The organism is Candidatus Nitrosopumilus sp. SW (assembly GCF_006740685.1).
In the GTDB taxonomy this organism is placed as follows: domain Archaea; phylum Thermoproteota; class Nitrososphaeria; order Nitrososphaerales; family Nitrosopumilaceae; genus Nitrosopumilus.
Genome location: NZ_CP035425.1, coordinates 298,282 through 324,793 on the forward strand (window position 1 = coordinate 298,282; position 26,512 = coordinate 324,793).

The window sequence follows — 26,512 nt, forward strand, 5'->3', positions numbered from 1 at the left end:
CATATTTTCATTAATTTTCTAAATTTTTAGTTATAAAGACAATCAGATTTTTATACAAATTTTGTAATTATACTCATCCAATTCAGAAAAATATGGTTCCCAAAGAATCTACTTGAAAAAAACGGATGAAGGGGAGAAGGCTTGGCTCCCTTTCTAAAATTATTTTATAGGACTTCCAAGTGGAATGTCTTCTTCAACAGTTAACCAAAATGGTTTATCATCAACATCTGCAGCCAAAAGCATTGCATTTGATTCGACTCCAGCCATTTTTTTTGGTTCCAAATTTGCAAGGACAATTACAATCTTTCCAACAATATCTTCAGGTTGGAAATATTGTGCACCGCCAATAATTACATCACGTTGATCATCATTTCCCAAATCAATCCTACCTTTGATAATTCGAGATTTTCCTTCAATAGGTTCTGTTGCAATAATTTTTGCTACTCTGATATCGAGTTTTGCAAAATCATCATATGACACATGAGACATGAAATAACACCAATTTTACCTGTTAAATGAATTTCGAATTACTGTAAATCTTTTTTATCAATTCCACTAGTTTCAATTTCATATCGAAGTGCAGCAGGAAGTTCCATGTACTTTTTGTTGACTAGTTCAATTATTTGATCCTCAGGTACGTTAACTTTTTTCAATAACTTTCCACGTTGATGAGCATAGGCATTTTTCCAAAAGCCTACACCATCAAAGGTTCCTATTTTTGGCATGTATTTTGAGGGTTTCATTTTCTTTCAAAGATTAATTGACTGTGACGGAAGAATGGCAAATGCCATTAGAACTGGAGTTACTGTTCTGGATTTTAGGCATGTTGCCCATCACAGTCTATTTGCAATAGAGTAGGAATCTAATATATTTAATGCGGAACAAGTAATTGCATCGCATGGCTACAATTGAAGTCAAAGTCCAGATTAACGCCCCAATTGACAAAGTTTGGGATGTAGTATCAGATATTGACAATGAGCCAAAATTTTGGAAAGGAACGAAAGAAGTGAAAAATATCTCAAAGAATGGAAATATCATTAATAGAGAAATAACAATAGCATTTCGTGATCAAAAATGCATGCAAGAAGTTACAATAGAGCCAAAAAAAAGAATTCATGCAAAATTCACCAAAGGTATTCTTAATGGTGAAAAAATAGTATCTCTAATTCCAGAAGAAAACGGAACCGTCCTTCAGACAGTATGGGATATTAAAATGACAGGGATGATGGGAATGTTTACAGGTATGATAAAAAAGCACATCAAAAGTGGCACAGAACAAGCCATGCAAAGCATCAAAAAAGAAATTGAGATGTAGAGTATGGAAATAGTATTTGATGTTTTTAATTATTCATTATCAGCAATACTAATTGGTATTTGTGGTGCATGGATATTTCTCATAAAAACAATGATTGATTCCTTTAGACTTACACCGTATCTGGACAGATTTGAAAATACTTCAAAAACATCGCCCAAAGTATCAATAATCCTTCCAGCAAGAAATGAAGAAGAGTTCTTAGGTAAATGTTTGGATTCATTAATTGATCAAGATTATGAAAATTATGAAATCGTTGTAATTGATGATTCATCAGAGGATTCTACAGGAAAAATAATTTCAGAATATGCTAAAAAAAACTCCAAAGTTATTCATGTGTCTGCAAAACCAAAACCAGAAGGATGGATGGGGAAAAATTGGGCATGTATGGAAGGATACAGAAATGCAACTGGAGAACTTTTACTATTTACAGATGCAGATACAACACACACAAAAAATGTAATATCACTTGCAGTTGCACATCTTCTTTCATTTGACTTGGATGCATTGTCAACCATTCCAAAGATGCTAACATTTGATTTTTGGACAAAAATTACACTGCCGATGATATCAACATTTTTACATACACGGTTTTCTGCACTTAATGTTAACAATCCTTCAAAAAAAACAGGTTATTTTTTTGGAAGTTTCTTCATTTTAAAGAAAAAGACTTACGAACAAGTTGGAATGCATGAAGGAGTAAAACATGAAATCATTGAAGATGGTGCACTTGGAAAAAAAGTAAAAGAATCAGGCCATAAAATGAAAATGGTAAGAGGGGAACATCTCATTGATGCAGTATGGGCACGAGATAAAGTTACACTATGGAATGCTCTAAAAAGATTAATGGTTCCTTTGTATCTCCAAAGTGGAAAAATTGCAATAGGAATTTTCTTTGCAGTTTTGTTTTTGCTTTTTGTACCATTTCCAGTTTTGGCAGCATCAGTTTCATTTCCATCAGAAACAATATCTTCACAAATTCTTTGCATCACATCATTTGCAGCATCACTTTTGATTTACATTGGTGCAATAATTGAAGCCAAAGTAGGACTAGAGTTAAGATTTGTTCACGCACTATTTGCTCCACTAGGAAGTTTTGTAGTTGTTTTAGGATTTTTGAGTGGATTACTTCAAGCAAAAAAAACATCATCAGTTACTTGGAGAGGGAGAAGTTATTCTATGAAAGATCATACTCAAAGTTCGATTAGCGTATAGTAATCCTTTTAGATGCAAAATAAGAAATTAAAAATCTCATGGACAAATCAGGGGTATTTGTAGGAGGAGCCATAGGAGCTGCAGTTGTAATAGTAATTTTTGCAGTATTGTTTGTATCACCCCCTGAACCAATGAAACCAGATATTATAGTCAGTAATGGTCACGGTCCAAATACAGTAGGGGAAACTACCCCAACATACACAAAAAAATTATCATTAATTGAGATATTTGAAAAATCAGAACCAGGAGTTGTGAGAGTTAATGTTCAAAGAGGAGAAACTTCAGATTCAGTAGGAGGAGTGGGTTCAGGTTTTGTTTTTGATAAAAACGGACACATAATTACAAATGAACATGTCATTGATGATTCTCAAAAAATTATTGTGACATTTCTTGATGGAAGATCATATAATGCAGAAATTATCGGTGCAGATGAATACACAGATCTTGCAATAATCAAAGTAAATGCAGATTTATCATTATTACGACCATTATCAATTGGTGACTCTTCTAATCTCAAAGTGGGTGAGCAGATTGCAGCAATAGGAAACCCATTTGGATTATCAGGTTCCATGACATCAGGAATAGTTAGCCAGTTAGGAAGATTACTTCCATCAGGTTCAGGATATTCAATTCCAGATGTCATTCAGACCGATGCAGCTATTAACCCAGGGAACTCTGGAGGGCCATTATTGAATATGAGAGGAGAAGTAGTTGGGATCAACACAGCAATTCAATCAGCAACAGGAGAATTTACAGGTGTAGGATTTGCAATACCATCACAAACAGTTGCAAAAATAATTCCAACTCTAATTGAAGATGGAGAATATAAGCATCCATGGATAGGAATTTCAGGAAGAGATATTGATCCTGATTTGGCCAAAGTATTAGAACTTACAGATGCAGTAGGATTTTTGGTAGTCACAGTAGTAGAAGATAGTCCAGCATCAAAAGCAGGATTAATTGGTTCAGATAAAACAATCGAGGTGGAGGGGGTAAACTATCCAATGGGAGGAGACATTATTTTGTCAGTAGACGGAATTGAAGTAAGAAAAATTGATGACATCTTGATTCATCTTCAAAGAGCAAAATCAGTTGGAGATGAGATGATTTTAGAGGTTTTAAGAGATGGTAGAACTACAAACATCTCAATTATTCTTCAAGAAAGACCTAATGGAAATTAATTTAAAAAAAGGATAAATCACACAAGCATAAATACTGCCCATCTTGAATTCATCTGTTGAACAATCTGGTCTTTGATTCTGAGAGTTTAAACCACATTTTAGAAGGAAAAAATGTATCAAATCAAGAAATTATTGAAATTTATCAAAATGCAGTAAAAGACCCAAACGAACTTTTCTCAACTGCACAAATTCTAAGAAAAAAATACAAAGGAAATGCAGTAACATTTTCAAAAAAAGCATTTTTCAATATTGTTAATCTCTGCAAAGATAGTTGTTCATATTGCACATACAAAGCAGAGCCGGGAGAAGAAAAACTATCATTAATGTCAAAACAACAAATAACAGAATTATTAGAACTTGCAAAAAAATACAGATGTGTTGAGGCATTATTTGTAACAGGAGAACAACCCGAACAAAGATATCAGGAAGCAAGAGATTGGTTAAAAGAAAATGGATTCACATCTACATCAGAATATTTGATTCATGCATCAGAGATTGCACTAGAGAAGGGACTTTTTCCACACACTAATGCAGGAAATTTGAGTTTTGAAGAGATGAAGGAACTGAGGAAAACAAATGTTTCAATGGGATTAATGCTTGAAAACATTAGTGAGAGATTAACAGAAAAAGGAATGCCACACTATTTGGCATCAAGTAAGAGACCAAAAGCAAGGTTAGAGATATTAGAGAATTCTGGAAAATTACATATTCCAATGACTACAGGGATTCTTGTAGGAATAGGTGAGACAATAGAAGAGGTTGTCGATTCGTTATTAGCAATCAAGGAGTTACATCAGAAATATGGAAATATTCAAGAGATAATTTTACAAAATTTCCAACCAAAACAAGACACCAGAATGAAAGATGAACCATCAGCTGATGAAAAATATTTCAAAACAATTGTCGCATTATCTAGAATAATTATGCCAGAGATGAACATACAGATTCCTCCAAATCTTTCTCCAAGATCGTATCAGAGCTTTTTATCAGTCGGGATTAATGATTGGGGAGGGATTTCACCTTTGACCCCGGATTTTGTAAATCCAGAATTTTCTTGGCCAGAAATAAACAAAGTTGATGAAAATTCAAAAAACGCAGGATTTAATCTGAAATGCAGATTTCCAATATATCCAGAGTTCTTTTCTTTTATTAGTAAAGAATTACAAGAGAGGATGAAAGAGATTCAAAATGAGGAAGGGCTAGTTAAAGAGGAGTATTGGAGATGACAATGAACATAGACTCACTTTTCAAAAATGCAGACCCAGTTATTTCAGAGATTCTAAACAGAGCATTATCAGAAAAAGAGATTACTGTTAAAGAAGGACTAGAATTGTACGACACATCAGGTATTGACTTTCATTTAGTAGGACTAGTTGCAGATGAACTAAGAAGGAGAAGAGTAGGAGATATCGTATCATATGTAGTAAATAGAAATATCAATTTTACAAATGTCTGCATAAAACAATGTGGATTTTGTGCATTTAGTAGAGACTTTAGAGAAGAAGAAGGGTATTTTCTTCCAACTGAGGAGATTGTTCGCAGAGCAAAAGAAGCACATCAATTAGGAGCAACAGAGGTTTGCGTTCAAGCAGGTCTTCCACCAGATATGGAAGGAGATGTGTATGAGAATATTTGTAGAGAAATCAAAAAAGAAGTTCCGGATATTCATATTCATGGTTTTTCACCAGAAGAAATTTTGTATGGAGCAACACGTTCAGGAGTAGATATTAAAGAATTTCTAAAGAGAATGAAAGAAGCAGGTGTAGATACACTACCAGGAACATCAGCGGAAATTCTTGACCAAGAACTCAGAGATAAAATTTCACCGGGAAGAATAAGTGTAAAAGATTGGGAAGAAGTCATCAAAAATGCTCACAAGATGGGAATAAACACCACATCAACTATGATGTTTGGACATTTGGAATCAAATGAAGACAGAGTAAAACACATTGAAAAATTAAGAAGTATTCAAAAAGAAACTGGAGGATTTACAGAATTTGTTCCACTAAACTTTATCCACACAGAAGCGCCAATGTACAAACACCAATTACATGAAGGAATCAAACAAGGAGGTAGTGGAAATGATGTTTTGCTCACCCATGCAATTGCAAGAATAATGTTGAATAATCACATCAACAACATACAAATGTCATGGGTTAAAGAAGGACAAAAAATGTCACAGTTGTTACTAATGTGGGGAGCTAATGATTTTGGGGGAACGCTAATTAACGAAAGTATTTCTACGTCTGCAGGATCAGAGCACGGACAATTGTTAAGACCAAAAGAGATTAGAAGAATGATAAGAGAAATTAAAAGAATTCCAGCAGAAAGAAACACAAAATACAAAATATTGAAAAAATTTGAAGGAGATAACGAACCCGAAGATAAATTAGATAAAGTTACAAATACATCACAATTTGGATCATATGTAGAATTAATTAAAATAAATAAATTCAATTATGAAAATCCAAGGAGAAAATAATTGTCTGCCTTAGAAAAGGCATTACAGTATTCAAAGAAAAAACAAATTGATGAATGCGAAATAGTTTCTGTTAAAAAAAATATTACAACAATTAGAATTACTGATTCAGAAATTGCAGAAATCAAACAAAATTTTGATGAAAGTTTTGGGATAAGAATAATTCATCAGAAAAAAATCGCATCAATTCAGACAACAAAAAAAGATGGGATCAAGGAATCTATTGATTCAGCATTTTCAACAATTCCAAGCCTAAAACCAAGAGAATTTTGGCAAGGGTTACCCACGACAATCTCAAACAGAAATCTAGAAGGCACATTTGATGAAAAACTAGAGAGAATTTCAGGGTCAAAAATGATGGATATCGCACAATCCATGATAAACTCAGCAAATTCTGATAAAATTAATACGATTACAGGCTCATTAAACATTGTTTCAGAAGATTTTGAGATTGTAAATTCCAATGGACTTTGTTTTGAGGACAAATCAACATACATCTCAGGAATTATCAATGCAGAATCCGAGCAAGGAATTGTGCCAGTTTCAGGAATAGGCCATGCAAGCGGTAGAACTTTGTCAAATTTTACAGCAGAACAAATTGGCAAAGATGCAAAGAAAATGTGCATTGAATCAATAAATCCAAAAAAAATTGATTCGGATGTTTATGATATAATTTTTGAGCCGTATTCTGTAGGAGAATTATTGGCATTTGTTGTATCATCAAATTTTAATTTTAAAACATTTTCAGAAAAGAAAAGTTGTTTTTCAAATAATTTTGAAGAAGAAATTTCAGTAAATGATTTGAATTTAACAGATGATCCACATGTTGCAGAAGGGGTAGGAACAAAAGCCATTGATGATGAAGGAGTCATTACACAAAAAAATAATTTAATTGAGAAAGGAGTTTTCAAAAGTACGTTTTCAAATCTTTATGACAGTTACAAAGAAAATAAAAAATCAACAGGAAATGGTTCAAGAATCGGTTCGCCAATGGGTAGAAGTTCAGAGCCAATTACAATTTCAGCCCCACACAATCTGAAAATTGATTCAGGCAAATCATCACAAGAAGATATGATCAAAGACACAAAACGAGGAATGTTAGTTGGAAGGTTATGGTATACTTATGCAGTAAATCCAATCAAAGGAGACTTTTCATGTACTGCAAGAAGTGGAATTAGAATTATCGAAAATGGTGAAATTAAAAATCCCGGAAAATCAGTTAGGATTATCCATAATCTTCCAACAATGCTCAAAAATATTTCAGAAATTGGAAATAATCAACAAAATGTTATCCAGTGGGCATCACTTCCATCAATTACCCCCTCTCTCAAAATTGAAAATATTTCAGTAAATTCCATCTAATTTCAAGGAAAATTATTGAAAAAATGCAGAAACAAGATATGCAGTGTAGCCAATAGCTAATGCAAGCCCCAAAGATTTGTTGATGATGTTTGTTTTTATGGCAATTAACAAAGATAAACTGAAAAGTATCATTATCGCATAGTCAATGTAAACATCAGATGCTATCACAACCCCTCCAAGAGTAGCACCCACACCCATAATCAACAAGATATTGTAGATGTTACTTCCAATGATATTTCCAATTCCAATGTCAGTTTCACCTTTTCTTATTGCCATGATAGATGTGATCAATTCAGGTAAAGAGGTTCCAATAGCTACAATGGTCAAGCCAATAATTTTTTCAGACAAGCCAAATTCTTTTGCCAAAATTACAGCATTATCAACAGTCAAAATTGCTCCTACATACAACAAAGCAATTCCAATTCCTATCAAACCAATTGATTTTACAAATATGTTACCCTGACCTTGTTCAATTTCTTCCTTGTTAGCTTCTCTTTGTTTCATAGCATCTTTGAATGTATAATATCCAAAAATTCCAAATCCTACAAGTAACAAAATCCCATCATATTGAGAAATTTCACCATCAATAGAAATGAGAACTAAAAGTATCGAGACTCCAATCATTATCGGAATCTCTTTTTTCAAAGTAGCTTTTGTAACAGCTAAAGGAACAAGAACTGCGGCAATACCAATTACCATACCAACATTTGCGATGTTACTTCCAATGATATTTCCCAAAATAATTGCGCTGTGTTCTCCAGCAGCTGCGACACTTGCAGCAAGTTCAGGAGTAGAAGTACCATAAGCTACAATGGTCATACCAATTACAAGATTACTAATACGAAATTTTCGTGCAATAGCGACACCACCGCTAACTAACCAGTTACCACCAAAACAAAGCAATACCAATCCCACAACAGTTAGAACTGCACTAACTATGACTTCCACAAGAAAGTTTCAGTCTTTAGGGGTTTAAAGTAAGGCATTTACTATAATTTTACAATTCAAGCAATTAGAGTTAATTTCTAAACTGTAAAAATTAAATGATAATAGGCACAAAAAGGAACAAAAAATGAGGCATGAAACGCTTTTTCAGTGCACGGTTTGGTTGCAAATTTATAATATTTTAAAAACTAATGTGTTTTTGAGATTTTGTGATTTCTTTGGCCTAAAGAGTATCAATTTTTTATTAATTCACATCAACCATAGCCACTGTAACTCTTCGTACTAAATTAATTACCAGATAAATTAAGTTCGGAACGAACAGTATCAATGATTTTCAAATAATCAGCACGAGGTTCAGTGCTAATTAGGAATAGTTCATTGGAATTTATTGGAATAGTAATCATTGTAACTTTTTCATATTCAGTGATAGATGAATGTTCATTACCTATTTTGTATGCCAAATTAGTATACAGATCTCTTTTTTGTAAAGCATAGTGAATAGACATTTTGACTTCATCTCCAACCAATAGTTTTTCGACATCATCTTTTTGCCCTCCTGCAACAAGTTCTCCTTTGTTATTTGCAACACCGGCAAATCTAACTTGAGAATCTAAATCAAGAATTTTTTTTGCTAGTTCATCATAATTGTTAGTCAATCTTTATCTCTGTATACCTAGCACAGATTGCAATATTTCATTCTTTTGATCATTATTTACCAAATCAGGTCCTAGTAATGACTCAAGTAATTATTAAAACAAAGGTAAGAAACGACAGTTATTTCTTTTTTCTAAAGATTTCGTCGTTCTCTTGTAATGCATCAGTGTAAGAATCCATATCCAACATGAATTCTTCTTCATCAGAGTACGCAGACTCAGCATGTTCACTGATGTCCAGACCGACATCTTCAACTTCAGGACTAACCCTAATTCCAATAAGATGTTTGATTATCTGCATTAAAATCCATGTTCCACCGAATCCTATTGCGGCTGCAACAGCTACACCTACGGCTTGAATCCATAATTGATCAGGATTGCCAAACAACAGTCCGTCAACACCACCAGGATTAATCATAGTACTTGCAAAGATACCAATTGCAAGAGATCCTACAATACCGGCAACGCCGTGAACAGAGCTGACATCAAGTGCATCATCAATGTGTAATTTTTCTTTGAATAACACCACACCAGAGTAAGAGATTACACCTATTGCAATTCCTATAACAAATGCGTGTTCAGCACTGACAAATCCAGAGGCAGGAGTGATACCAGCAAGACCAGCAATTGCACCATTAATTGTAGCAACTACAGATGGTTTTCCTGTTCTTACCCATGAAAGACCTGCCCAAATTAAAGCAGAAACAGAAGAAGCCATATGAGTTACAATTACAGTGTTACCTGCAACACCACCTGATGCTGCAAGGGCACTACCTGCGTTAAATCCAAACCATCCAAGCCATAGCAAAGATGAACCAAGAACTGCAAGTGGAATACTGTGAGGAATCATTATGGCAGGACCGTAATTTCTTCTCTTTCCCAATACCAGTGCAGCAGCTAAAGCAGCCATACCAACACTAGTGTGAATTACAATACCACCAGCAAAGTCTACAACACCTAGTTGGGCTAACCAACCGCCACCCCATACCCAGTGGACAAGAGGGTAGTAAATCAACATAGACCATGCAGATATGAATACAATAAATGAACTAAACTTCATTCTTTCAGCAATTGTTCCTGTAAGAAGCAATGGAGTGATACATGCAAACATCAATTGGAACTTTACAAATAATACACCAGGAATAGTTGGAGCAAATGGCAGTGCATCATCAGAAGGTACACCCTTTAGGAAAACCCAGTGCATATCTCCTATTAATCCATGTTCTGAAGGGCTAAATGATAAACTAAATCCAAATACAAACCACATGACACTCAAAAGTGCCAATCCGAAAAAGATCTGCATGAAAATTGAAGCTGCATTTTTCTTTCTTAATAAACCAGATTCAAAAAGACCCAGTGCAGGGATCATAAGCAATACAAGACTTCCAGCTACAAGCATCCACGCTGTATCTCCAGAATCAAGTACCATTAGAAAAAAAAATTAGTTTTTAATTAATAACAATATCCTAATTTGATTGTCAAATGATAATCATTTGGTATACAAAATCAGAAATTATATTTATCAAGTTGAAATTACAATTATCAAATGCTCAAAATAGAAGCTATTCTTGGCGAAAATGACGTCATGGCAATAAGTGAAGCACTAAAGAATATTGGAATAGGAGGTCTTACTGTCACAAAGGTAAGAGGCAGAGGAAAAAGACCAGGTCCTGAAATTCACGCATCAAAAGGAAGTGAGATTTTTGTACCCCAATTCAATGACAAATATTTCATCGAAGCCATCATACCAGATTCAAAAGAAGATGAGGTAGTAAACATCATCAAAGAAAATGGTAGAGTAGGTAAAATTTTTGTCTCACAAGTATTGCGTGCAGTAGATATCGCAACAGGTGAAGAGGGCGAATCCACAATCTAATGTGATTTTGCATGGATGTTCGTAAAAGCAAATTATTCAAAAGAGAAAAGATGCAGCCAATCAAGCCTAAAGACTATCCAAAGGTAGTTGCAATCATTGGAATAATTGTTATACCACCGATATTATTATTCTTCATATGAACACATCTAAGAAAATATCCATTGCAAAAGTGATAATGGCTGCAGTAGGTCTAACTTTAGTGGGGTTGTGGTTGTTTTCAGAGTATATTTTTTAAAAATCACCAAAATTGTTTTCATAAACAATTGTAGGATTCTTTAATTGTTTTTCCAATGTTGGAAGGTATTTCATAATACAGTGATTTACAAAATCACTAAATGATTTTATTCTGTAATCAGTTCGAAGAGTGTCTTTGTTTTCTTCATAAATTACTTGGAGTTTATGTAAGGTGAATTTTTGTAATGGAACAAATCTACTGCGTTTTGGTAATGTTATGGGTTCTGGTTTTTCATCTAAAACAAGTTCAAGATCTTGTGTAGCATCGTTTGTTTCCATGTCTACAACTTCTTCCATTTCAGAGACAAAGATTTTTCCTCCATGATTTGCAGTTAATCCAGAATTTTTTGAAATCATCTCAACTACTCGTCTTGCATCTTTGTCAGGTACCACCATTTCGATTTTTGCAAGAGGAATTGATTTGAGACCAGTAGAACCTACACGAGATCCTTTTGACTCATCATAGATGTTGTTATCTTCTAAGTTTCGTTTATCAATAATGTATGTGCCAACTAGATGTAAGTGGCTTTTGATAGTAGGAAAATTCTTTCTTTTGATTACAGCCTCTATCTTTTTCATAAATAATTTTCAAAAAAAGGGCCTATTTATGAGATTAGGCCATTATCACACCCAATAGTAGATCGTGTTCAAATCATATTTGATGAGGTAGTGGTTTAGGCATTCAATAAAGGTGTAAAAAAATCAGCTAGAATGATCAACAAAGCTCAAGTTAAAGACTAATAAAGTAATGTACCGTACCATACGGTATGATGCGAGCAAGACTAACATATGTGCCACTAGAAGTGGCAGAACAATTCGAAGATTTCATAATCAAAAGAGACGAAGAAATCATGGGAGCAGTAAAAGCAAGAACCAGAGATTATAGTACTTTATCTTTGTTGAAATTATTGTACCAATTAAGAGGAAGTCCAATGACATTTTCTGAATTGTATTCAAAATCAAAGATCAGAATGAAAAAATCATTCTTGAACTATCTTCACCTATGTGTGGATTACAATTTTGTCAAAAAAGAGGCAGTTGGATCAAACATGATCTATACAATTACAGACAAAGGACATACAATGCTGAGTCTCTTTATGCAAAAAAATAACTGGATGCCAAATTTAGGATAATTGATCTGGAGAAACCACAGAAATCAAAATTGTTTCTGTGTGAGATACAAAATCCAAGTTAGGACCAAGGAAAACATCTGCATAAAAATTACCAGTGTTTTTTGGAATCCAAGATAATCCCAAGTTGAGGGTTTGGTTTGAATCAAGTTGTCCCGTAATCCACTTTAATGGTTGAACGATTTGATTTTGTTCATCTCTAATTTCAACTAGATAAACAAATTTTTTTGAAGTGTCATCATGATTTGTAATATCAGAAGCAATCTGAATTAATTGGCCGAGTTTTAGGGAATGTATTTTTTTGCCAAATGCATTTTTTAGACTTGTGTCATCTACAACAAGACCAAAAAGATCATCATCAAAACTAGTCTTAATTATTGAACTTGATTCAGATTGTGGAAAATTGTAGGCAGGTGAATAAAATATAGGATAACTGTAATTCCATTCTATTGCAATTTCATCATCAGATTTGTAAATGTCTATAAATTCCTCTACTGAGAGTATATGCTGATTTTCTAAAATTTTTAAAACCTCATCTTTTTCAACAAGAGTATTTTTTTCTAAGTCGTTGAATTTTTCACGAATATCCATAATTTGCTGACTCATGATCTTTTTTGAATCATAGTTAGATTTGAGAGGGTTTTCAAGAATTCGTCTTTCTTCAACATATTTATCAGATTTAATATCGGCTAGGAGAGAATCGTATTTTTTGATAATTTCCAAAAGTTGTTCTTCATAATGTGCTTGCATAGATTCAATTTTTGAGTTTAAGTTAGATACTTTTTGTAAAATCCTATCTTTATTGAATTTCTGTTCGGTTATCACAGGATTTGGTTCTTCATAGGAACTATCAACAATCTTTCCCATGTTATGGCGCATCCACATCTCAGCAGTGTATTCTGTCGTGCAAACATAATCATCTGCATGGTTTCTGTAAACTAAAACATGACCAGGCCTACATTCAGTACTAGGATTTGTTTTACTCAGATCCTCCCAAGATGTAACATCAAAGGGATTTGCATCTAGATATTCAGGATTAGTTCTAAAATCTTGATAATATTTTCGCAATTCTTCTCCAGAGAGTTCATAGTTGAATTTACCATCAGACTCAAAGAGCACCTGTTGGTTGTAATAGGCATTATTGTTTAGAACATTGTAAAGTGCATTTACAGATAACATTTCAGCTCTTGTTATTTTTGCAGCTTTGGTAAATGCATCTCTTGCTTGTTCAGGACTCCCTCCTTCCAAGATGATTTTTTGCAATGCCTCTCTGCCAGCATCAATCTTTGATGCAGTGAATTTCAAAGGATGATCATATATGCTAGATGTATCTTTTGCAGGACTATTTTCTAATGCCCTTTCAAGTACATTATCAAATGTGTAATAACTCCAAAGTTCTTCCCATTTTCTTAAATCATCTTCTAAACTTTGGAGGACTTCGGCACGTTTTTGTTCTAATTCTAATTGTCTTTTAGAGTTTTCAAAATTTCTTTGTTCTATTTGTGCAATCCATTTTTTACTTTGTTCGATTTTTTTAAGAATGTCTTGAGCAACAGGGTTGTTTTGTAGATCACCTGACAGAGTAATTTGGTCCTCTGGGGTTTGAGCATATACCGAATTAAAGAAAATTGTAAAAAATATGCTCATTGCAAATATGTAACCAATGCCCCTCACGCACAAAAATTTGAGATTTTGATATTTAGCAGACACTGATGAATTATCAGTAAAATTTTGATTTTTACGCACAAAGTAAAGGAAAAAGTCAGGTCAAAAATGACCTGACAGAAACACTATGGTCTGGCACACGGTTGATGAATGACTCCCATCAATTGTACAAATCAAATAGACATAATTTACATAAAAAAGACACGTAGAAATGATTCATACAAATCATCAGAATATGCTAAATACTGTTTTTACAAAAATACATCATAATTAGAACTGTCACCAAGAAACTAATTGTTTTTGGTCTTAAGTTCTAATTACTACAAAAATATTACTAAATTATGTATAACAAAAAGTGTACAAAATACTTATTCAGTAAAGTAATTAGACAGAATAAATCGACGTAAACAGTGACAGAAGAATTTCCAGAAGCTGAAGTATTTGAGATAAAGAAAACAGAATTGAAAAGTCCCGTAATTTTTGCAGGATTTGTGGGCGCAGGTCTTGTAGGACCAGTTGCAATTAATCATATAATTGAGAAATTGAAAATGGATGAAATTGCAGTGATGAGATCAAAATATCTTCCACCTTCAACTGTATTTATGAGAGGCAGATTACGACACCCATTCAGATTCTATGCAAACAAAGAGGGAACAGTTTGTGCAATAATTTGTGAGATTACATTAAGAATGGAGGGTCTTTACTCATTAGTTGCGTCAATTTTGGATTGGGCAACAAAAAAAGGATCAAAAGAGATTGTGATTTTAGACGGAGTTGCAAGCACCGAACATGATGATAAAGCATATTGTGCAGCAGAAGAAGATTTGGTTAGAACCATGGCAGATAAAGACATCAGTATGATTCCACAAGGATTCATCACAGGAATTCCAGGTGGAATACTAAACGAGTGTTTGGTAAGAGAAATTCAAGGATTAACATTATTGGCAAAGGCAAGTAGAGATACTACAGATTCAGGTGCAGCTGCCACATTAATTGAGGCTCTAAATCGATTCTATGACATGAATATAGATACAACGGATTTGCAAGAGGAAAAAGATAGAATTCACTCAGAATTTAGTGAGTTATCTCAAAAATATGTAGAACACAGAGAAGAGATAGCTGGAATGTACATGTGAGTAAAATAATGAGCAAATTCTTTTATTCAGAACAAATAGGTATCAAATTATGGTTCTAACATACAAGAAAGCAGGTGTAGATATTTCTAAAATTAAACAAAGCCAAATGGCAATTGGGAAACTAATTTCATCAACTCACAAACTTCAGAAAAAAGCAAAGATAGCACATGGGTTTGGACATTATGCAGGTATTGTTGAAATTCCAGGTGGAAAACTTTTAGCAACGCATACTGACGGTGTTGGAACAAAAGTGGTAATTGCAAACATGATGAAAAAATACAACACAATAGGAATTGACTGTGTTGCAATGAATGTTAATGATATAATCTGTATTGGTGCAACACCGATATCATTTGTAGATTACATTGCGGCAAACAAAAATGATGTTCCAATTTTTAAAAAGATTGTAGAAGGATTGGTAAAAGGTGCAAAGAAATCTGCAATGCCAATTGTGGGAGGAGAAACAGCAATTATGCCAGATGTTATAGAAGGAAAAGGTTTTGCATTTGATTTAGCAGGGATGGTCGTAGGATTGGTAGAGAAAAAACAGTTGGTGCTTGGAAACAAAATAAAATCGGGAGATGTAATAATTGGTGCAAATAGTACAGGAATTCACTCAAACGGATATTCATTAGCACGAAAGGCATTATTGAAAAAATATTCAGTTAAAGACAAAGTAAAGGGAGTAGGAACCATAGGAGACGCATTACTAAAACCAACTGAAATCTATACAAAACCAGTTTTAGAGATGGTGGAGAAATGCAAAATCAACGGTCTTGCTCACATTACAGGTGGCTCATTTACCAAATTGTTACGCCTCAAGAAAATAGGTTATCAAATAGACTCTTTGCCAAAAATACCACCAATTATGGGACTAGTGGAAGAGCAAGGAGTAAAACCTGAAGAAATGTACAAGACATTCAACATGGGTGTAGGATTCTGCGTAGTGGCACCAAAAGAACAAGCAACAAGAATCAGATCAATATTCAAAAAACATAAGATCTCAAGTCAAGAGATAGGTCAGATTGTTTCTAAGAAAGGTGTTTTTGTTAACTCACAAAAAATTGCTTAATTTAACAATAGCAAAATAATTTTCAACCTAGTATCGCCTTATATTACACATTTTTCCAGAATTATAAGAGAAAGATGGCTGCAGAGGCACAGTTTATTGAGACAATCATTGGTGTAGGAATACTTCTTTTTGCAGCAAAGCTCATGGCAGAGCTTTTCTTGAGATTAAAGCTTCCAATTGTGTTGGGGGAATTATTAGCAGGTATGATTGTTGGACCATTTGCATTAGGTCAATTTTTCATCATTGATGGAAAACAATTGTTGCACATCAATGAAGAGATAAAAATTCTGGGAGAGATGGGTGCAATTGTAATTTTGTTTATGGCAGGATTAGAAATGACACCAAAAGAATTCCTAAAGGGTGGAAAGGCATCATTTACAGTTGGAACACTAGGAGTAGTTGTCCCATTCTTTGCAGGTTTTGTAATTTTTGGATTGTTTGGATTTGAAGCGCTAGAATCAATGTTAATTGCAACAGCACTTACAGCTACTAGTATTGCAATTTCTATTCAAGTGCTTAGTGAGTTTGGTAAGCTAAAGGCACCTGAAGCTAGATTGATTATTGGAGCAGCAGTAGTTGATGATATTTTAGCAATTGCAGTTTTGTCAGTTGTGATTTCAATTACAGGTTCAGATGCAGGAATTGAGAGCATAAACATTACAGATGTAGCAATTACGATTTTGCAGGTATTGGGATTCTTTGCAATTATGCTAGTTGTAGCAGTAATAGTAATCCCCAAAGTCATCACCCCAAGACTATGGAAGGCAAAGGGTAGTGTTGAGGGAATTGCGACAGCCTCATTCTTTGGAGCAGCAGCGCTTGCAGGGTCGATTGGATTATCGCCGATTGTAGGAGCATTTGCAGTAGGAATGGCGCTATCAACAACCAAAGTCTTTGAAAAGGTTGAAAATTACATTGGAAAGATTGGATTGATTTTTGCGCCATTATTCTTTGCTATTATTGGTGCGCAAGTAGATCTTCGTGCAGTTGACTTGAATATTTTGATGGTCAGTGGAGTAATCATTGCAGTTGCAATAGTTACAAAGTTGTTAGGTTGTGGATTGCCTGCAATGTTCTTTTTGAAAAGCAAAGCTCAAGGAATGAGAGTGGGTATTGGAATGATTTCAAGAGGAGAAGTAGGATTGATTGTTGCAGGAGTAGGAGTAACTGCAGGAGTATTAACGTCAGAAGTTTATTCAACAATTGTAATCATGGTCGCAGTTACAACAATAATTACACCAATATGGCTAAAGATGGAATATAGAAAAGAGCAAAAAAGTGGAAGCGGCGAACCAGAACAAAACATAGAACAAAAACCAGAGTAAAACCAGCAAGTCTTAAATTCTATAAAAATTTGGGAGAATCAGAACATGTCAGTTGATGTAAACAGTAACTCATTCAAAGAAGACATGATTGCAGAGATCAAAAGAATTCAAAGTGAGTTAACTGAATTAAAAAACCTCAAAAACAATATCTCAAAGAATTCACCTACAAGAAAACCAGCTAAAAAGACAACAAAGAGAAAGACAGTTCCAAAGAAAAAGACAGTGAAGAGAAAACCAGCTAAAAAGACAACAAAGAGAAAGACAGTTCCAAAGAAAAAGACAGTGAAGAGAAAACCAGCTAAAAAGACAACAAAGAGAAAGACAGTTCCAAAGAAAAAGACAGTGAAGAGAAAACCAGCTAAAAAGACAACAAAGAGAAAGACAGTTCCAAAGAAAAAGACAGTGAAGAGAAAACCAGCTAAAAAGACAACAAAGAGAAAGACTACAAGAAAAACATCCAAATCAAAAAGAAAATCTAGGCAAAGATAGGCTCAAAATTAGCCAAATTATTTAACGAATTTATGTCCAATTCAGTGTGAGTAGCCATGAGTAAGCTAGATTCAGTATTTTCCAAGGCATGTAGTGAAATCACTCAAAATTTACTAACAATTAATGAACCTAGTAAAAAGCAAGTAAAAGAAGAGATTAAGAGGATCTGTGCAAAATACTCACTAGAAAGAATTCCAAGAAATCATGAAATATTATCAATGGCAAAAGAATCAGATTTTGATAAACTAAGAAAAGTTTTGCTAAAAAAACCTGCCAAAACTGCATCAGGTGTTGCAGTAGTGGCGCTAATGCCAAAACCATATGCATGTCCACATGGAAGATGCACATATTGTCCAGGAGGAATTGAATTTAATTCTCCAAATAGTTACACAGGAAATGAGCCATCAACACTAAATGCAATTGAAAACGAATATGATCCAAAATTACAAATCACAACAAAAATTGATAAACTAATTGCATTTGGACATGACCCATCAAAGATGGAAATAGTTATTGTGGGAGGAACATTTCTCTTTATGCCAAAAGATTACCAAGAAAATTTTATCAAATCATGTTATGATGCACTAAATGGAACAAACTCAAAAGATTTGCAAGAAGCAAAATCAAACAACGAGCATGCAGTAATCAGAAATGTAGGATTTACAATTGAAACAAAACCAGACTTTTGTAAAAAGGAACATGTGGACTGGATGTTAGATTATGGAGTAACAAGAATAGAGATTGGTGTTCAGTCATTACAGGAAAGGGTTTACGACATTGTGAACAGAGGTCATAATTACAATGATGTTCTAGAATCATTCCATATTTCAAAAGATGCAGGATACAAAATTGTGGCACATATGATGCCAGGATTACCAACCATGACTCCAAAGGAAGACATTGCAGATTTCAAGAGATTGTTTTCAGATTCCAAACTACGTCCAGATATGCTCAAAATATACCCATCATTAGTAATTGAAAACACTCCAATGTACCAAGAATACAAAGACGGTAAATATACACCATATTCAGATGAAGATATGATTCAAGTGCTAACTGAAGCAAAGAAAAGCATTCCAAAGTGGGTCAGAATTATGCGGGTTCAAAGAGAAATATCCCCAAATGAAATCATTGCAGGACCAAAATCAGGAAATCTAAGACAGATTGTACATCAGAATCTAGCAAAGCAAGGAATGAAATGTAAATGCATCAGATGTAGAGAAGCAGGACTAAACAAAAAATCAGAGCCAGAAGATGTCAAACTAACCAGAATGGATTATGATTCTTCAGGAGGTAAAGAAGTGTTCTTATCTTATGAAGACAAGAATGAGTCAATCTATGGGTTTTTGAGATTAAGAAAACCAAGCAGTGAGGCACATAGAGATGAGATTGGAAATGATTCTTGTATAGTAAGAGAACTTCATGTATATGGAAAATCATTAAAAATTGGAGAAAAAGAAGAAAGTGAAATACAACATTCAGGTTTAGGGAAAAATTTAATGAAAGAAGCAGAAAAAATTTCAAAAGAAGAATTTGATGCAAAGAAATTATTGGTGATTAGTGCAGTTGGAACAAGAGAGTACTATCAAAAGTTAGGGTATTCGTTATATGGGCCATACATGTCCAAAAAATTGGATTAGGGAAAAGAATGTCAGAGCAAGAAATTATTGGTAAAGGAACTTGGATTGACAAGTTAGCTTCAGAATTACTTGAGCGTGAAAAATCACTTGGAAGAAATTTAGATCTTCTTAGAGTAGAAAGTGGTCTGGGTGCATCAGGAATACCACACATTGGAAGCTTAGGAGATGCAGTAAGAGCATACGGAGTAAAATTAGCATTAGAGAATCTAGGTTACAAATCAGAACTTATTGCTTATTCAGATGATTTAGACGGATTGCGAAAAATTCCAGAAGGAATGCAAGAGTTTGGATTAGAAGAGCATTTGGCAAAACCAGTGTCATTAATTCCAGACCCATACGGATGCCATGACTCATACGGAATGCACATGAGCAGTATTCTTTTAGACGGCCTTGACAAGGTTGGAATAAAATATGAATTTCGAAGAGCAGTTGACACTTACAAACAAGGATTACTCAAAGATAACATTCACACCATTTTGCAAAACAGTGCCAAGATTGGAGACAAAATATCAGATCTAGTAGGACAAGAAAAATATCAAAAATATCTCCCATACTTTCCAGTTTGTGCTAACTGTAATCGCCTCTACACAGCAGAGGCAACAGAATACATTGCAGACGAAAGGAAGGTCAAATACAGATGTCATGATGCAGAGATTGGCTCACAAATGATCAAGGGTTGTGGTCACGAAGGGGAGGCCGATATTGGAAAAGACCTTGGAAAGTTAGCATGGAAAGTAGAATTTGCTGCAAGATGGGCAGCATTTGACATTAGATTTGAAGCATATGGAAAAGACATCATGGATTCTGTAAAAGTAAATGATTGGGTAGCAGATGAAATTTTAGATTTCCCACACCCTCACCATGTAAAATATGAGATGTTCCTAGATAAGGGAGGAAAAAAGATTTCAAAATCATTGGGAAATGTACTAACTGCACAGAGATGGTTAGAATTTGGCAGTCCAAAATCAATTCTATTATTACTTTACAAAAGAATTACTGGCGCACGTGAACTTGGTGTAGAAGACATACCATCTTTGATGAATGAGTACAACGAATTAGAAGATATTAACTTTGGAAAAATCAAAATAGATAATCAAGCAAAACTTGTAAAATCAAAAGGACTATACGAATACGTTAATCTCCTAAACCCTCCAAAACAAGCAAGTACTCATGTAAACTATAGACTATTAATTGAACTAGCAAAAATATTCAAAGAAAATAGAAATGAAAGAGTAATGAAAAAACTTCTCGATTATGGGGTAATAAAAAATCCAGAGCCAGAAATAGAGAAACTTATTGAGCTTGCAGGGAATTTTTCAGACGAATTCGATGAGCAAGAAAAAATACAAGTTGATTTAGATGAAACAACAAAAAAAGCACTAAAGATTTTATCAGAAGCACTTGGCGCAGAAGAAGAACCAGAAGATATTCAAAATACAATCTATCAAATTGCAAAATCAAATAATATGCAACCAAAAGATTTCTTTAAGACATTATACCAAATTATTCTTGGTACATCTAGAGGACCAAAGATAGGACCATTCATTTCAGACATAGGCAGAAAACAAGTAGCAAAAACACTATCAGAGTATACGTAAAAATGGTTCATTCTGAGCACAACAAATCAAAAAACAATGGAGGATTTGCATTAATCATTTTAGGAGCATTGTTGCTCATCGTAGGTCCACAAGAGGCAATTATTCCAAAAGGCATGAGTGTAGCAACATGGATTGCAGGTTTGTTGATTGGAGGGTTAGGATTCTACCTCAAATTCATCAGACATAGAACAAAACAACAATAAAGAAAGATTCATCTTTTAGAGAAAGACGGTGAAAAATGAAATGGGACTTTTTGGTAAAAAAGAAGACATTGTATCAGAAAATAGCGATGAGTATATTCTAAAAGAAGAATTAGAAACAGAAGTTGAAAACCTCCAAAATGAGTTTAGAGAAAAGCAAGAGGAACTAAACAACATTCAACAAAAAATTGATTCAGTCAAAGAAGAATATGAAACGGCAGTAAGCAACTTGATGATAGTAAAAAAAGAACTTAATCAAAAAAGAATGGAACTTGATATTGTTATTAGAGAACACAAAGAAATTAAAGAAAAAATAAAAAATTCTGAGCAGATCAAAGATTCAAAATCATTTGAAGAGTATGGTAAAACAGAAGAGAACCTATCAAAAATAAAAGAAGAATTGGAAGAAATAACAAAAGAATACGAAGAGACAAAAGAAAAAATTTCAGCAGAACAATCCACATTATCTCAAATTAGAAAACAACAAGTTGAAGCAGAAAAAGAACTAGATGAGGCAAATTCAAGATTATATAATGCAAAAGAAGAATTAAACAAAAAAGATGAATTTCAAGATACAAGTATTCTTACTCCAAAAGAAAAAGAATTCATTCAAGGCAACAACAAGAGCGCTGCAGGAGTAATTGAGGCAGCAAGTGCTGTTGTAGGTTCATTAAAATCAAAACTAAGCATGACACAAAAAGAATTGGAAGCAGTTCAGTTACTTTTGGAAAAAGAAAGAGAAGCACACGAAGAGACAAAAAAAGAATTAAACAAACTCAGTTCAAAAGATCAAGAATCATAAGCTATCAAAATGTTTTTTCCATTTTGATTTAATTTCTTCTTCATTAATTCCCAGATCATACAAAGGAGATGTCACTTCAGAGATTTGAGTTATATCAACTAGAACAATTGAGTTAATTGGACTCTTAATTCCATTTCTACGATAATGTTTCAAAATGTCATCATAGAGGGGGACGTCTTGTATGATTTTAGCTAGACCTTTGAACAAAAACCCCTTTCGCAACAAGGGATCAATTACATTAATTTCCACATTAGGGTTAGTCTTCAAATTTTTCATAGTGTCAGGAGAACGAATATCTGCAAATGCTAGTTGGTTTTTTGACCATCGCATAATGGTACCTTTGGGAGAAATATTCGGGGCACCATCAGAAGAAACTGTTGCAACATAGCCTAACTTTTGTAAATCCAAAAATTCTTTGATCTCATCAGTAATTTCAGGCAATATTTCTAGAAACTATTACAACATAATTAATTTTTGATAATTATCGCATAAATTCAGCAGCTTCTATAGAAAAGAAAAAGAACCCTATTCCCCCTCCTATAATTCCAATCCAGATGGCAATCTGTTTAAGTCTAGACATATGAATGAGATTGAATAATCTCATTATTGAATCTAATCCAATCAATTAGGCAATTATAATTAGAATGAATATGATTAAGCAACATTGGCAAGCATAAAAGATGTAGGTAAATTTTTTGTATTCATCATTGGAGGTCTAGTAGCCATCATTGTAGGCTCTTTTATGATCAGAGGAACTATGCACATGTGGGATAATCCAGAAGATGCCAATGATGAGAAAAAGGACTAAAGGCAAGTATTCTAAATAAATTATAATTGCTTCAAGACGCTACAATAAGAAAATCACTTGATCAGTATATAAAAAATAGAATTTTAGAAATAGATTCAGAGATAAAACAGACATTTCCAAATATTAAAAAAATTTGGAAATGCAAAAACGAGGTGGATTTTCTTTATGGGTATTATGTTGGAAAAATTGAGGAAGGTGCATTACACTATTTGTTAAAAGCAACTCGGGCATCAGCAGGAGGATATGTAGATTCATTTGAGATAAGAGGAATCATTGAAGAACACAGAAGTGAATTGATCAATACAATAGAATTTGCAATAAATCAGTGAACTAGAAATACTACATCATACATGTAAAATCATGGTAGGACCACAAGACGGAGGTTTTGGATTTGACCAATCAAAAAAATACACATCTGTTGAAAATATAGATGAGATTTGTGTTCAGTGTCAAGCAGGTCAACACAAAAACTGCTTGAAAAAAGCAAAGAAACAAGATGTTTGTGAATGCGAGCATTGTATGATTTATGGATAAATTAGTCAAAAATCAGGAAATTTTTTAATAATATTATGTTCCAGAATTATCCTTGTCAAATGAATACACATTTCATTGCAAGTTTTGCGGAAAAGATTTCGGCAGTAGTGTAATTGACCTTGCTACCCATATTGGCAAAGACCATGATGAATCAAGGTAATTTCTGATTTGAGGAACTAAAATGAAATGTAATAATGGAGAAGTGGGATGTTACCATGATAATTCAATCCACATGGAAGGTGATGGAAAATGCCTAGTTCGAGGCTGCAAATGTGAAAAATACCAATCTTAAAGTGCAGATAGTTTGTTTTCAAGTTCTGTAATTTCTTTTTGATAAGAATCAGCAATATTTTTCGCAAATTCTTTGTGTGCAGAAATTATTGTAATAAGTGCATTCTTGTATTCAGGATGACCATTCTTTAGAACATCACAAGACTCCAAAGAAGTTACATGTCCAGTAACTGTCGCCATTGCATTTTTTTGATTAAATTTTACAATTCCACCAAAGGCTTCAATCAACATGTAAGCTGAATCTGCTTTACATTTGTAAGTGACACGACCATTATCAGTGTTGAACAATTGTGTTATTCCACCTGGTTTTCTTGTAACAGTTACTGTCATGAAGGGTTTGAAAACAATGCAGTATTAATTATTTTAGAAATTTTATGCTGCAGGATCTGCATCAGGAGTTGCTGCCTCGGCTGCAAGAATTTTATCAATTTCATTGATTGCAATTTTATCTCGTCCTATAAGATCAAACTTTTGCAATACTGTTTCAAACTTTGTTTCTTCTTGTACTTGTTCATTTACAAACCATTCCAAGAATGCATAAGTTGAATGATCTTTTTCTTTGTGAGATAGTTCTACCATTTTATGAATTGCTTTAGTAACAGTTTGCTCATTTTTTAGTGCAGTTTTAACTAGTCCCTCAAGAGATTTGTAAGTTCCAGAAGGGGCTTTGATTGCAGGAATTGTTGCAGTTGCACCAATATCATTAAGATAGTGAATTATTTTGATCATGTGAGTTCTTTCCTCATCAGATTGTGCGTAAAAGTAATCAGCAGCGCCTTTGTATCCAGTTACCTCACACCAAGATGCCATTGCCAAATAACTACTTGATGCAAGTCCTTCCAGGGCAACTTGATCATTTAATGCTTTTTTCATTTTAGGGGAAATTCTCATAAAAATACTAATTTTTAATTAAATTTAAAGGATTATCATAGGAATTTCATTACTAGGAAGAATATTGCAAATCCACTAAGGAAGATTATTCCTGCAAAACTCAAAATCTTCAACATCATGGAAGGTTGAGATTCTTTACTCAAGAATTTACCAGTAACCAATCTAAAATTAAAGACTGCAATTATCGGGGCAATAACAAATGACAAAACAGTTGCAAAGTCAACAAGTTCTTTTAGACTATTTCCAAATTGAAATATCACGGTAAGTGAACCTATTGAAATTACAAGTAAGAAAATGACATACAAAACTCTGAATTTTGTGCGTATTTGCTCTTCTTTTTTTGTAAAAATCAATTCTATTGTTCTTTGAAGGGAGCGTGAATATCCATCAAGAACTGCAATTATTGTTCCAAACATCACAGTAAATGCAGAAGCTGCAATTATGATGTAACTCCAATCACCAATGGTGTGAGTATACAAAGAAACAATCTCATTTGCAAATAGTGCATTATTGTTTGGCAATTCATCACCAGAACCATAAAAGATGAAGGCACCCAATGTAACAAACATGATTGCTAAAATTCCTGTAATCAAGTATGCCAATCTAAATTCAAACAAAGTCTCTTTGAGTTTTGGTTTGTAATCGGTCTGCTTCATTCTTTCCAATGTCCACAAACTATTCCAACTAGAAAGATCAACTGCAGTGGGCATCCATCCCATTAGGGCAAGTAAGAAAAAGATTCCAGATACATCCCAAAGATCTTTTGGCTCAAATCCTGCAACAGGTTCTATTGGGCCATTATACAATGTAAACAAAAATGCAGAAACAGTAGATACTAACAAAACAATTGCAATAATCTTAATTAAACTATCAAGAACATGATATTTTCCAATTGCCAATATTCCAACACATACTACAAACAAAATGATTATCGTCGATTCTCCAAGAAAGTCCAATCCAAACAGATTCTCAAAAAATCCCGCAGTGACAAACCCTACTGCACCTGTGACAAAAAACATGGATGCAACTGTGATTAGAAAATACAACCATAATGCAGGAGTTCCTAGTTTCTTGTATCCATCAATAATGCTTGTTTGAGTAGAGTTTGCATAACGTGAACCATATTCAAAGAAAGGATATTTCAATAAAGTAACCACAATAACAAAACCCAAAATCAGTAAACCATAATCTGCGCCTGCTCGAGTGGATTGTACTAGATGAGACACACCTATGGCAGTACAAGCAAATAAGATTCCAGGACCAGCTGTTTTTGAAAAATGAGAGAGTTTTGAATCCATTATTCTATAATACGTTGACATTCCAAGTATCATCAACCCAAACTCCGATAACTTTAGCACCAGTGTTCCAAGATGAAATTACCTCAACACCTTTCTTGATTTGAGATTTGTGTTCTTCGTCTGAAACGGGATTTCCAGCGCAGTCATAGTGGCCGGATACTACGATTAACTCGGATTTGTGTGCATTAATTGAAATTCCAACTTTGGTCTTAATTGATTCAAGATCAGAATTGTCTGCAACTTTTTTGTCAACACCTGGTTCTGTGATTGCATCTACATAATCAACAGAGTAGTTCTCTTTGATCCATTTTGCAAGAGGTAGTTGGATTCTACCATCCATGCAAGTTACAGATGTTGCAAATTTTCCTTCTGCCAT

General features: G+C 33.9%; 32 protein-coding genes. 20 read left to right on the forward strand and 12 right to left on the reverse strand.

The genetic code is table 11. The features are described 5' to 3' along the window. Window positions 1-159: 159 nt before the first annotated feature. Both Nisw_RS01870 and Nisw_RS01875 read right to left on the reverse strand, forming a co-directional pair. Window positions 160-489, reverse strand: coding sequence for a tRNA-binding protein (locus tag Nisw_RS01870; RefSeq protein WP_141976016.1), 330 nt, complete (start codon window positions 487-489; stop codon window positions 160-162). Window positions 490-527: 38 nt separating this feature from the next. Beyond that, the gene (locus Nisw_RS01875) at window positions 528-725 is read right to left on the reverse strand and encodes a hypothetical protein (protein ID WP_141976018.1); all 198 of its coding nucleotides are present in this window, start codon (window positions 723-725) and stop codon (window positions 528-530) included. Between the two features lie 173 nt (window positions 726-898). Here Nisw_RS01875 and Nisw_RS01880 point away from each other — a divergent pair, with 173 nt between their 5' ends. From Nisw_RS01880 to Nisw_RS01905, 6 genes are read left to right on the forward strand one after another with little or no spacing between them, the layout of a single operon-like run. After that, entirely contained in the window at window positions 899-1,315 is a 417-nt protein-coding gene (locus Nisw_RS01880; protein WP_141976020.1) for a type II toxin-antitoxin system RatA family toxin, read from the forward strand. 3 nt (window positions 1,316-1,318) lie between these two features. Next, window positions 1,319-2,527: a glycosyltransferase family 2 protein gene (locus Nisw_RS01885; RefSeq protein WP_141976022.1), complete on the forward strand. Its 1,209-nt coding sequence runs from the start codon at window positions 1,319-1,321 to the stop codon at window positions 2,525-2,527. A gap of 38 nt (window positions 2,528-2,565) precedes the next feature. Continuing rightward, window positions 2,566-3,708, forward strand: a complete 1,143-nt coding sequence (locus tag Nisw_RS01890; protein ID WP_141976024.1) for a S1C family serine protease — start codon at window positions 2,566-2,568, stop codon at window positions 3,706-3,708. Between the two features lie 56 nt (window positions 3,709-3,764). Then, window positions 3,765-4,934, forward strand: a complete 1,170-nt coding sequence (gene cofG / locus Nisw_RS01895) for a 7,8-didemethyl-8-hydroxy-5-deazariboflavin synthase subunit CofG (protein ID WP_141976026.1) — start codon at window positions 3,765-3,767, stop codon at window positions 4,932-4,934. Next, window positions 4,931-6,190 (forward strand): 5-amino-6-(D-ribitylamino)uracil--L-tyrosine 4-hydroxyphenyl transferase CofH, encoded by a 1,260-nt coding sequence (gene cofH / locus Nisw_RS01900; RefSeq protein WP_141976028.1) that lies wholly within the window; start codon window positions 4,931-4,933, stop codon window positions 6,188-6,190. Before cofG ends, cofH begins: the two co-directional genes overlap by 4 nt. Beyond that, a complete protein-coding gene (locus Nisw_RS01905; RefSeq protein ID WP_141976030.1) occupies window positions 6,191-7,549 on the forward strand; it encodes a TldD/PmbA family protein in 1,359 nt (452 codons plus the stop codon). Window positions 7,550-7,561: 12 nt separating this feature from the next. Here the strand turns inward: Nisw_RS01905 and Nisw_RS01910 are convergent, their stop codons facing one another. From Nisw_RS01910 to Nisw_RS01920, 3 genes are all read right to left on the reverse strand, one after another. Further along, a complete protein-coding gene (locus Nisw_RS01910) occupies window positions 7,562-8,497 on the reverse strand; it encodes a calcium/sodium antiporter (protein ID WP_141976032.1) in 936 nt (311 codons plus the stop codon). 284 nt (window positions 8,498-8,781) lie between these two features. Next, window positions 8,782-9,150: a DUF6659 family protein gene (locus Nisw_RS01915; protein WP_141976034.1), complete on the reverse strand. Its 369-nt coding sequence runs from the start codon at window positions 9,148-9,150 to the stop codon at window positions 8,782-8,784. Window positions 9,151-9,268: 118 nt separating this feature from the next. Then, window positions 9,269-10,576 carry an ammonium transporter gene (locus tag Nisw_RS01920; protein ID WP_141976036.1) on the reverse strand — a complete coding sequence of 436 codons (1,308 nt, stop codon included), beginning with the start codon at window positions 10,574-10,576 and terminating at the stop codon, window positions 9,269-9,271. A 117-nt stretch (window positions 10,577-10,693) separates the two neighbouring features. On the opposite strand from Nisw_RS01920, the gene Nisw_RS01925 reads away from it, so the two are divergent. Together Nisw_RS01925 and Nisw_RS09405 are read left to right on the forward strand one after the other, a co-directional pair. Beyond that, complete coding sequence (locus Nisw_RS01925; protein ID WP_141976038.1) at window positions 10,694-11,023, forward strand: P-II family nitrogen regulator; 330 nt, start codon at window positions 10,694-10,696, stop codon at window positions 11,021-11,023. Window positions 11,024-11,034: 11 nt separating this feature from the next. Further along, window positions 11,035-11,163, forward strand: a complete 129-nt coding sequence (locus tag Nisw_RS09405) for a hypothetical protein (RefSeq protein ID WP_255430818.1) — start codon at window positions 11,035-11,037, stop codon at window positions 11,161-11,163. Window positions 11,164-11,254: 91 nt separating this feature from the next. Here the strand turns inward: Nisw_RS09405 and Nisw_RS01930 are convergent, their stop codons facing one another. Next, window positions 11,255-11,836: a P-II family nitrogen regulator gene (locus tag Nisw_RS01930; RefSeq protein WP_141976039.1), complete on the reverse strand. Its 582-nt coding sequence runs from the start codon at window positions 11,834-11,836 to the stop codon at window positions 11,255-11,257. A 188-nt stretch (window positions 11,837-12,024) separates the two neighbouring features. On the opposite strand from Nisw_RS01930, the gene Nisw_RS01935 reads away from it, so the two are divergent. Further along, window positions 12,025-12,390, forward strand: a complete 366-nt coding sequence (locus tag Nisw_RS01935) for a hypothetical protein (RefSeq protein ID WP_141976041.1) — start codon at window positions 12,025-12,027, stop codon at window positions 12,388-12,390. On the opposite strand, the gene Nisw_RS01940 is transcribed toward Nisw_RS01935, so the two are convergent. Beyond that, entirely contained in the window at window positions 12,382-14,034 is a 1,653-nt protein-coding gene (locus Nisw_RS01940; RefSeq protein WP_141976043.1) for a hypothetical protein, read from the reverse strand. The genes Nisw_RS01935 and Nisw_RS01940 overlap by 9 nt on opposite strands. Before the next feature lie 428 nt (window positions 14,035-14,462). Between Nisw_RS01940 and Nisw_RS01945 the strand changes: the two genes are divergently transcribed. The 8 genes from Nisw_RS01945 to Nisw_RS01980 all read left to right on the forward strand — a co-directional run bounded on the left by Nisw_RS01945 (window position 14,463) and on the right by Nisw_RS01980 (window position 22,314). Then, window positions 14,463-15,188, forward strand: coding sequence for a proteasome assembly chaperone family protein (locus tag Nisw_RS01945; RefSeq protein WP_141976045.1), 726 nt, complete (start codon window positions 14,463-14,465; stop codon window positions 15,186-15,188). A 49-nt stretch (window positions 15,189-15,237) separates the two neighbouring features. Continuing rightward, entirely contained in the window at window positions 15,238-16,260 is a 1,023-nt protein-coding gene (gene purM, locus Nisw_RS01950; RefSeq protein ID WP_141976047.1) for a phosphoribosylformylglycinamidine cyclo-ligase, read from the forward strand. A 74-nt stretch (window positions 16,261-16,334) separates the two neighbouring features. Further along, window positions 16,335-17,585, forward strand: coding sequence for a cation:proton antiporter (locus Nisw_RS01955; RefSeq protein WP_141976049.1), 1,251 nt, complete (start codon window positions 16,335-16,337; stop codon window positions 17,583-17,585). Window positions 17,586-17,630: 45 nt separating this feature from the next. Continuing rightward, window positions 17,631-18,074: a hypothetical protein gene (locus Nisw_RS01960; RefSeq protein ID WP_141976051.1), complete on the forward strand. Its 444-nt coding sequence runs from the start codon at window positions 17,631-17,633 to the stop codon at window positions 18,072-18,074. 56 nt (window positions 18,075-18,130) lie between these two features. After that, the gene (locus tag Nisw_RS01965; protein ID WP_141976053.1) at window positions 18,131-19,714 is read left to right on the forward strand and encodes an elongator complex protein 3; all 1,584 of its coding nucleotides are present in this window, start codon (window positions 18,131-18,133) and stop codon (window positions 19,712-19,714) included. Window positions 19,715-19,722: 8 nt separating this feature from the next. After that, entirely contained in the window at window positions 19,723-21,312 is a 1,590-nt protein-coding gene (gene lysS / locus Nisw_RS01970) for a lysine--tRNA ligase (RefSeq protein ID WP_141976055.1), read from the forward strand. 2 nt (window positions 21,313-21,314) lie between these two features. Then, window positions 21,315-21,515: a hypothetical protein gene (locus Nisw_RS01975; protein ID WP_141976057.1), complete on the forward strand. Its 201-nt coding sequence runs from the start codon at window positions 21,315-21,317 to the stop codon at window positions 21,513-21,515. 40 nt (window positions 21,516-21,555) lie between these two features. Beyond that, on the forward strand, window positions 21,556-22,314 hold the full coding sequence (locus Nisw_RS01980; protein WP_141976059.1) for a DNA repair protein: 759 nt from the start codon (window positions 21,556-21,558) through the stop codon (window positions 22,312-22,314). Here Nisw_RS01980 and Nisw_RS01985 read toward each other — a convergent pair. Beyond that, entirely contained in the window at window positions 22,309-22,755 is a 447-nt protein-coding gene (locus tag Nisw_RS01985) for a pyridoxamine 5'-phosphate oxidase family protein (protein ID WP_141976060.1), read from the reverse strand. The genes Nisw_RS01980 and Nisw_RS01985 overlap by 6 nt on opposite strands. Before the next feature lie 223 nt (window positions 22,756-22,978). Between Nisw_RS01985 and Nisw_RS09065 the strand changes: the two genes are divergently transcribed. The 3 genes from Nisw_RS09065 to Nisw_RS09070 are packed head-to-tail and all read left to right on the forward strand — an operon-like array spanning window position 22,979 to window position 23,656. After that, on the forward strand, window positions 22,979-23,122 hold the full coding sequence (locus Nisw_RS09065; protein WP_185736646.1) for a hypothetical protein: 144 nt from the start codon (window positions 22,979-22,981) through the stop codon (window positions 23,120-23,122). Window positions 23,123-23,148: 26 nt separating this feature from the next. After that, window positions 23,149-23,451 (forward strand): hypothetical protein, encoded by a 303-nt coding sequence (locus Nisw_RS01990; RefSeq protein WP_141976062.1) that lies wholly within the window; start codon window positions 23,149-23,151, stop codon window positions 23,449-23,451. Window positions 23,452-23,482: 31 nt separating this feature from the next. Beyond that, window positions 23,483-23,656, forward strand: a complete 174-nt coding sequence (locus tag Nisw_RS09070; protein ID WP_185736647.1) for a hypothetical protein — start codon at window positions 23,483-23,485, stop codon at window positions 23,654-23,656. A gap of 288 nt (window positions 23,657-23,944) precedes the next feature. Here the strand turns inward: Nisw_RS09070 and Nisw_RS01995 are convergent, their stop codons facing one another. From Nisw_RS01995 to Nisw_RS02010, 4 genes are read right to left on the reverse strand one after another with little or no spacing between them, the layout of a single operon-like run. Next, window positions 23,945-24,277, reverse strand: a complete 333-nt coding sequence (locus tag Nisw_RS01995; RefSeq protein WP_141976064.1) for a hypothetical protein — start codon at window positions 24,275-24,277, stop codon at window positions 23,945-23,947. 42 nt (window positions 24,278-24,319) lie between these two features. After that, entirely contained in the window at window positions 24,320-24,838 is a 519-nt protein-coding gene (locus Nisw_RS02000; RefSeq protein ID WP_141976066.1) for a ferritin, read from the reverse strand. Window positions 24,839-24,873: 35 nt separating this feature from the next. Further along, window positions 24,874-26,169, reverse strand: a complete 1,296-nt coding sequence (locus Nisw_RS02005; protein ID WP_255430820.1) for an NRAMP family divalent metal transporter — start codon at window positions 26,167-26,169, stop codon at window positions 24,874-24,876. Further along, entirely contained in the window at window positions 26,141-26,512 is a 372-nt protein-coding gene (locus Nisw_RS02010) for a carbonic anhydrase (RefSeq protein ID WP_141976068.1), read from the reverse strand. Before Nisw_RS02010 ends, Nisw_RS02005 begins: the two co-directional genes overlap by 29 nt.